This is a genomic window from Kineococcus glutinatus (assembly GCF_039542765.1).
Lineage (GTDB): Bacteria > Actinomycetota > Actinomycetes > Actinomycetales > Kineococcaceae > Kineococcus_A > Kineococcus_A glutinatus.
On the sequence record NZ_BAABIL010000446.1, the window covers coordinates 1 to 6,737 of the forward strand.

Genomic DNA, 6,737 nt, shown 5'->3' on the forward strand with positions numbered 1-6,737 from the left:
CCCCGGCGCCGCCCGCCGCACCCCCGGCCCCGGCCGGCACCGGGGTCGCGGCCTCCCCCGAGGACGACGAACCCAGCCGCGACGACGCCGACGTCGACGTCGACGGGTCCCCGCTCATGGGGCCCGCGGTCGTCGAGCAGCTGCTCGGCGGGCGCGTCATCTCCACCGACGGCTGAGCCCCACGGGTGGCCCGGGCACCACCGACGGCTGAGCCCCCACCACCGTCCGGTGGGGGCGGCGCCGCCGGCACGCGGCGCTGTCGGCACCAGCACCTAAGCTCACGTGGTGTGTACGAGGGAGTGGTCCAGGACCTGATCGACGAGCTGGGCCGCCTCCCGGGCGTGGGCCCCAAGAGCGCGCAGCGCATCGCGTTCCACGTGCTGCAGGCCGATCCGGCCGACGTGCGGCGCCTGGCTCAGGTGCTCACCGAGGTCAAGGCCCGGGTGCGCTTCTGCGAGGTCTGCGGCAACGTCGCCGAGGAGGAGCGCTGCCGGGTCTGCCGCGACCCCCGGCGCGACACCACGGTCATCTGCGTCGTGGAGGAGTCCAAGGACGTGGTGGCCATCGAGCGCACCCGGGAGTTCCGGGGTCGTTACCACGTCCTCGGCGGTGCGATCAGCCCCATGGAGGGGGTGGGTCCGGACGACCTGCGGGTGAAGGAGCTGCTGGGCCGGCTGTCGGACGGGGAGGTGACCGAGATCATCATCGCGACCGACCCGAACCTGGAGGGCGAGGCGACCGCCACGTACCTCGCGCGGCTGCTGCACCCGCTGGGCCTGCGGGTCACCAGGCTGGCGTCGGGCCTGCCGGTGGGCGGCGACCTCGAGTACGCCGATGAGGTTACCCTCGGTCGTGCATTCGTCGGCAGGAGATCACTCGATGCCTGAGCAGGACCTGGACCTGGAGCTGCTGGCCGTCGCCGGCACGACCGCCCTGGAGGCGCAGGCCTACCTCGACGCGGTCACCGAGGTCGCCACCGGCCGCATGAACGACACCGCCATCTCCGTGCTGCTGCTGGCCGTCAGCCAGGTGCTCCTGGCGGGCGCGCGGCTCGGCGCCATGGGCGACGTCGTGCTCGTCGAGCGCTTCGAGCCCGACGCGGGTCCCGACCCGGACGTCGACCCGGTGCGCGCCGGCCTGGCCAACGTGCTGCACGGCATCGACGAGTTCGCCGACGTCGCCGACCCCCTGACCGACGCCCGCCTCGTGCCCGGCACCCTCTCCGACGACCTGGCCAGCGTGGCGGCCGACCTCGTGCACGGCCTGCGCCACCACGAGGCCGGCCGGGTCGAGGAGGCGCTGTGGTGGTGGCAGTTCTCCTACCTGTCCTCCTGGGGCCCGCGCGCCACGGCCACCCTGCGGACCCTGCAGTCGCTGCTGGGGCACCTGCGCCTCGACGTGGACCCCGAGGTGGTCGCGGGGGCGGAGTTCGACGCGCTGCACGCGCGCTGACCCGCTGCCGGCCCGGCGCCCGCCGGCGTGCCGGACCGGCAGGAGCACGACACGACAGGCCCGGACCGGGCGATCGACCGGAAAACTTCCTGTCGCAAGGCCATCACGGGGCTCCCGTCCGAAAAGTGGTCGGAACCGGCTCCCGGGCTCGGTACCATGGGTCCTCGTGGCTCTCGTGGTGCAGAAGTACGGCGGTTCCTCGGTCGCGGACGCCGAGGGCGTCAAGCGCGTCGCCCGGCGCATCGCCGCCACCAGACGCGCCGGTCACGACGTCGTCGTCGTGGTCTCCGCGATGGGCGACACCACCGACGACCTCATCGACCTCGCCAAGAAGGTCACGCCGCTGCCCCCGGCGCGCGAGCTGGACATGCTGCTCACCTCCGGGGAGCGGATCTCGATGGCGGTCCTGGCCATGGCGATCCACAACCTCGGCCTGGAGGCGCGCTCCTTCACGGGCAGCCAGGCCGGCGTCATCACCGACTCCGCGCACGGCAGGGCGCGGATCATCGACGTCGCGCCCGGCCGCATCCGCACGGCGCTGGACTCCGGCGCCATCGCCATCGTGGCGGGCTTCCAGGGCGTGAGCCAGGACACCAAGGACATCACCACGCTGGGCCGCGGCGGTTCCGACACCACCGCCGTCGCGCTCGCCGCGGCGCTGAAGGCCGACGTCTGCGAGATCTACACCGACGTCGACGGCGTCTACACCGCCGACCCGCGGATCGTGCCGACCGCCCGCAAGATCGACCGCATCTCCAGCGAGGAGATGCTGGAGATGGCGGCCAACGGCGCGAAGATCCTCATGCTCCGCTGCGTCGAGTACGCCCGCAACTACGACCTGCCGATCCACGTGCGCTCGTCGTTCAGCCAGCACGAGGGCACGTGGGTCACCGACGGGCCCGTCCCCGCGATCTCGACCCCGCAGTCCAGCCAGGAGGCCACCGTGGAGCAGCCGATCATCTCCGGCGTCGCGCACGACCGCAGCGAAGCCAAGATCACCGTGGTCGGCGTGCCCGACACCCCCGGCACCGCCGCGCAGATCTTCGAGGCGGTCGCGGCGGCCGAGGTCAACATCGACATGATCGTGCAGAACGTGTCGGCGGCGGCGACGGCGCGCACGGACGTCTCCTTCACGCTGCCCAAGGCGGAGGGCGAGACCGCCGTCGCGGCCCTGGAGCGCGTGAAGGCCGCCATCGGCTTCGAGCGCCTGGAGTACGACGACCAGATCGGCAAGCTCTCGCTCGTCGGCGTCGGGATGCGCTCGCACCCCGGGGTGTCGGCGACGTTCTTCAAGGCGCTGGGCGAGCGCAGGATCAACATGGAGATGATCAGCACGTCGGAGATCCGGATCTCCGTCGTGACCCGGGCGGAGGAGCTGGACGACGCCGTGCGCGCCGTCCACACCGCCTTCCAGCTGGACGGCGAGAGCGAAGCGACGGTCTACGGAGGCACCGGACGATGAGCGAGAGCGCGAACCGCAAGCCCACCCTCGCGGTCGTCGGCGCGACCGGCGCCGTGGGGTCCGTGATGCTCGGCATCCTGTCCGAGCGCGAGGACGTCTGGGGCGAGATCCGCCTGGTGGCCTCGGCCCGCTCGGCGGGCAAGGTGCTGCGCGTGCGCGGCGAGGACGTCGTCGTGCGGGCGCTGGCGCCGGAGGTCTTCGACGGCGTCGACGTCGCGATGTTCGACGTGCCCGACGAGGTGTCCGCCGAGTGGGCGCCGATCGCCGTCGAGCACGGCGCGGTGGCCGTGGACAATTCCGGTGCCTTCCGGATGGACCCCGACGTGCCGCTCGTGGTGCCCGAGGTGAACGGCGCCGCCGCGCGTAACCGCCCCAAGGGCATCATCTCCAACCCCAACTGCACGACGCTGACGATGATGGACGCCCTCGGCGCCCTGCACGCGCGCTGGCGGCTCACCGAGCTCGTGGTGGCCTCCTACCAGGCCGCCTCCGGTGCGGGGCAGCCCGGCGTGGACCGGCTCTACGACGAGCTGGAGGTCGTCGCGGGCGACCGCGCCCTCGGGCAGCGCGCCGGGGACGTCGCCGAGGCCGTCGCGGCCAAGCTCGGCGCGGACTCCCCCTTCCCCGCGCCCCTGGCCCTGAACGTGGTGCCGGTGGCGGGCTCGCTGAAGGACGGCGGCTGGACCAGCGAGGAGCTCAAGGTCCGCAACGAGTCCCGCAAGATCCTCGGCATCCCCGGGCTGCGGGTGTCGGCCACCTGCGTGCGGGTGCCGGTCCAGACCACCCACTCCCTCGCGGTGCACGCCACGTTCGCCGAGGAGATCACCGTCGGGGAGGCGCGCGCCGCGCTGGAGGCCGCGCCGAGCGTGGAGGTCCGCGACGACCTCGCCGCGGGCGTGTTCCCGACCCCGGCCGGCACGGTCGGCGGGGACCCGACGGTCGTGGGCCGGCTGCGGCAGGCGCTGGACTTCCCGAACACCCTCGACCTGTTCGTCTGCGGCGACAACCTCCGCAAGGGCGCCGCGCTGAACACCGCGCAGATCGCCGAGCTCGTCGCCGCCGAGCTCACCGCCTGACCCACCACCGCGGAGCCCCCGCCCGGACCGGGCGGGGGCTCCCGCGCGTGCGGCCCGGTGCGTGCGGCCCGGTGCGCGGGGCCGCGGCGGGGCCCTGCCCGCCGGGCGGGGGCTCACACCCGCTGCCGGGCGAGCAGGAGCAGGGTCACCTCCTCCTCGGGCACCGGCCGCCCGAACAGGTACCCCTGGGCCAGCGGGTACCCCAGCCGCTGCAGCACCTGCGCCTGCGCCGGCTCCTCCACGCCCTCGGCCACGACGTCGATGCCGAGGGCGCGGCCCAGCTCCACGCAGGCCCGCAGGACGACCTCGTCCCCGATGAAAGAGCGGTCCACCTTCAACCGGTCCAGGGCCAGCGTCCGCAGCCGCGCCAACGACGACCAGCCGGTGCCGAAGTCGTCCAGCGACAGCCGCACGCCGAGGGCCCGCAGGCGGTTCAGGTTGTCCTCCACCGCCTCGTCCTCCTGCAGCACCAGGCCCTCGGTGACCTCCAGGTGCACGGCCGCCACCGGCGCGCCGCTGCGCCGGGCGAGGTCCGCGAGCCGGGTCGCGAAGTCCGGCTGCTGCAGCTGGCGCGGGGAGACGTTCACGGCGACGGTGAAGTCCGGCACGAGCTGGCGCCAGCGGTTCGCGGCGGCGTAGGAGCGGGCCAGCACCTCCTCCCCCAGCCGCAGGATCAGCGCGCTGCGCTCGGCGACGGGGATGAACTCGTCGGGCCCGACCGGGCCCAGCCCGGGTGACGCCCAGCGGGCCAGGGCCTCCACCCCGCGGCACGCGCCCGTCGCGGGGTCGACGATCGGCTGGTAGGCGACGCCCAGCCCCTCCCCCGCGTCCAGCCCGGTGCGCAGCGCGCGCTCCAGCTCCAGGTGCCGCAGCACCGCCTCGCGCAGCGACTCGTCGTAGGTCTCCACCGTCCCGCCGCCGCGCCGCTTGGCGCGGTACATCGCGGCGTCCGCCTCCCGCAGCACCTCGTCGGGAGGCAGGGCGCGACCCGCCACGCAGGTCACGCCGATGCTCGCGGAGACGAAGAAGCGCTGCTCGCCGACGTCGACGGGCCGGGCCAGGCCCTCCTGCAGGTGGGAGGCCACGGCGAGGGCGTCCTCCGGGTGGTGCAGGCCCTCGGCGACGACGACGAACTCGTCCCCGCCCAGGCGGGCGAGGGTGTCGCCCTCGCGCAGGCACGACGTCAGCCGCTCCACGGTCGCCACGAGCAGGCGGTCGCCGGTGGCGTGCCCGAGGCTGTCGTTGACGACCTTGAAGTCGTCGAGGTCGACCAGCAGGACCGCCACGTCGGTGCCCGTGCGCGCCGCGTGCGCCACCGCCAGCTGCAGCCGGTCCAGGTAGAGGACGCGGTTGGGCAGGCCGGTGAGCGGGTCGTGGAACGCCCGGTGCTGCGCCAGGGCCGCCTCCTGCGCGCGCTCCCGGCGCGCCTCCTCCAGGGCGCGCGCCACGATGCGGGTCAGGGTCCCGACGACGACGAGGGTGCAGCCGTAGACGATGGTGAGGTTGAGCAGGGCCAGCGGCCACGACCCGGTCCGGCCGGCCGCCCCGGGCAGCAGCACGGCGGCGCCGCAGCCGAACTGCAGCGCCGTGAGGGCGACGACCAGCCGGGCGCGGAACAACGTGAAGACGATGGGGACGTCCCACAGGTAGAGCATCGCCAGCAGGGGGCGGTCGGGCTGGGACGCCAGCAGCGCGGTGACGAGCGCGATGTCGACGAGGACCAGCAGCGGCATCGTCCCGCGGCGGCGCAGGCGGTGGCTGGAACGGAGCAGCCAGGCCCCCACGGTCAGGTACAGGGTGATCACCACCGGCCACATCGGCGTCTGCCCGCGCGGGAAGGCGGGCAGGTTCGCCACCAGGTGCAGCAGGGCGGAGCCGAGGAACAGCAGCGCCATCATCCGGCTCGTCAGCGGGCCCTCCACCAGCGGTGAGCGACCGGAAGCCGGTGCTTCGAGCATGCCCCACTCCCGTTCCGCGCCTGCGACCCTCACGACAGCCCGTCACCGTTCGTCACGGATGATTCCGCCATCGTGACATCACGGCACGGCGGGCACGCTTCGGGCACGCTGGAGCCGTGCCCGGCGCCACCGCCCCCACCGCCGGCCCCGGCCTCCTCCTCCGCGTCGCCGAGGAGCTGCGCTTCCTGCTGCCCCGCACGGCCCGCACCACCGGCGTGCTGCGCAGCGAGGAGGTGGGCGCCGGCGCCGGGCACGTCGTGCAGGCCGCCGGGGTGCCGCTGACCGAGGTCGGCACCCTGCTGCTGGACGGGCGGCCGGTGGGGGCCGCCGAGCGGGTCGGCCCCGGGGCGGTGCTGGCGGTCGCGCCGGTGCGCCGCCCCCAGCCCGTCCCGGCCGGCGGGTTCCTGCTCGACGTCCACCACGGGGCGCTGGCGCGGCGGCTGCGGCTGCTCGGGCTGGACGCCGCCTACCGCAACGACGCCGACGACCCCGGCCTCGTGGCGCGGGCCGCGGCGGAGGACCGGGTGCTGCTCACGCAGGACCGCGGCCTGCTGATGCGCCGGGCGCTGCCGCGGGGCGCGCTGGTGCGGGGGCGCACCACCGCCGAGCAGCTCGCCGACGTGCTGGAGCGCTTCGCGCCCGCGACGGCACCGCTGACCCGCTGCCCGGCGTGCAACGGGCCGCTGCACGACGTGGCGAAGGCCGACGTGGCGGACCGGCTGCCGCCGGGCACGCGGCGCGGCTACGAGCAGTTCCGCGAGTTCGGCGCGTGCCGGCGGCTGTACTGGC

General features: G+C 74.7%; 6 protein-coding genes. 5 read left to right on the forward strand and 1 reads right to left on the reverse strand.

Going from position 1 to position 6,737, the window contains the following annotated elements; all coding sequences use genetic code 11:
- Positions 1-287 precede the first annotated feature (287 nt).
- From recR to ABEB16_RS15730, 4 genes are all read left to right on the forward strand, one after another.
- Entirely contained in the window at positions 288-887 is a 600-nt protein-coding gene (gene recR, locus ABEB16_RS15715) for a recombination mediator RecR (RefSeq protein ID WP_345713167.1), read from the forward strand.
- Positions 880-1,452, forward strand: a complete 573-nt coding sequence (locus ABEB16_RS15720) for a DUF5063 domain-containing protein (RefSeq protein WP_345713168.1) — start codon at positions 880-882, stop codon at positions 1,450-1,452. The genes recR and ABEB16_RS15720 overlap by 8 nt, the downstream gene beginning before the upstream one ends.
- A 166-nt stretch (positions 1,453-1,618) precedes the next feature.
- Positions 1,619-2,914 (forward strand): aspartate kinase, encoded by a 1,296-nt coding sequence (locus ABEB16_RS15725; RefSeq protein ID WP_345713169.1) that lies wholly within the window; start codon positions 1,619-1,621, stop codon positions 2,912-2,914.
- On the forward strand, positions 2,911-3,990 hold the full coding sequence (locus ABEB16_RS15730; protein ID WP_345713170.1) for an aspartate-semialdehyde dehydrogenase: 1,080 nt from the start codon (positions 2,911-2,913) through the stop codon (positions 3,988-3,990). Before ABEB16_RS15725 ends, ABEB16_RS15730 begins: the two co-directional genes overlap by 4 nt.
- Positions 3,991-4,103: 113 nt before the next feature.
- Here ABEB16_RS15730 and ABEB16_RS15735 read toward each other — a convergent pair whose 3' ends face one another.
- On the reverse strand, positions 4,104-5,948 hold the full coding sequence (locus ABEB16_RS15735) for a putative bifunctional diguanylate cyclase/phosphodiesterase (protein ID WP_345713171.1): 1,845 nt from the start codon (positions 5,946-5,948) through the stop codon (positions 4,104-4,106).
- 116 nt (positions 5,949-6,064) lie between these two features.
- Between ABEB16_RS15735 and ABEB16_RS15740 the strand changes: the two genes are divergently transcribed.
- Positions 6,065-6,737, forward strand: a 673-nt coding sequence (locus ABEB16_RS15740) for a Mut7-C RNAse domain-containing protein (RefSeq protein ID WP_345713172.1), incomplete at its 3' end; no start/stop codon positions are given.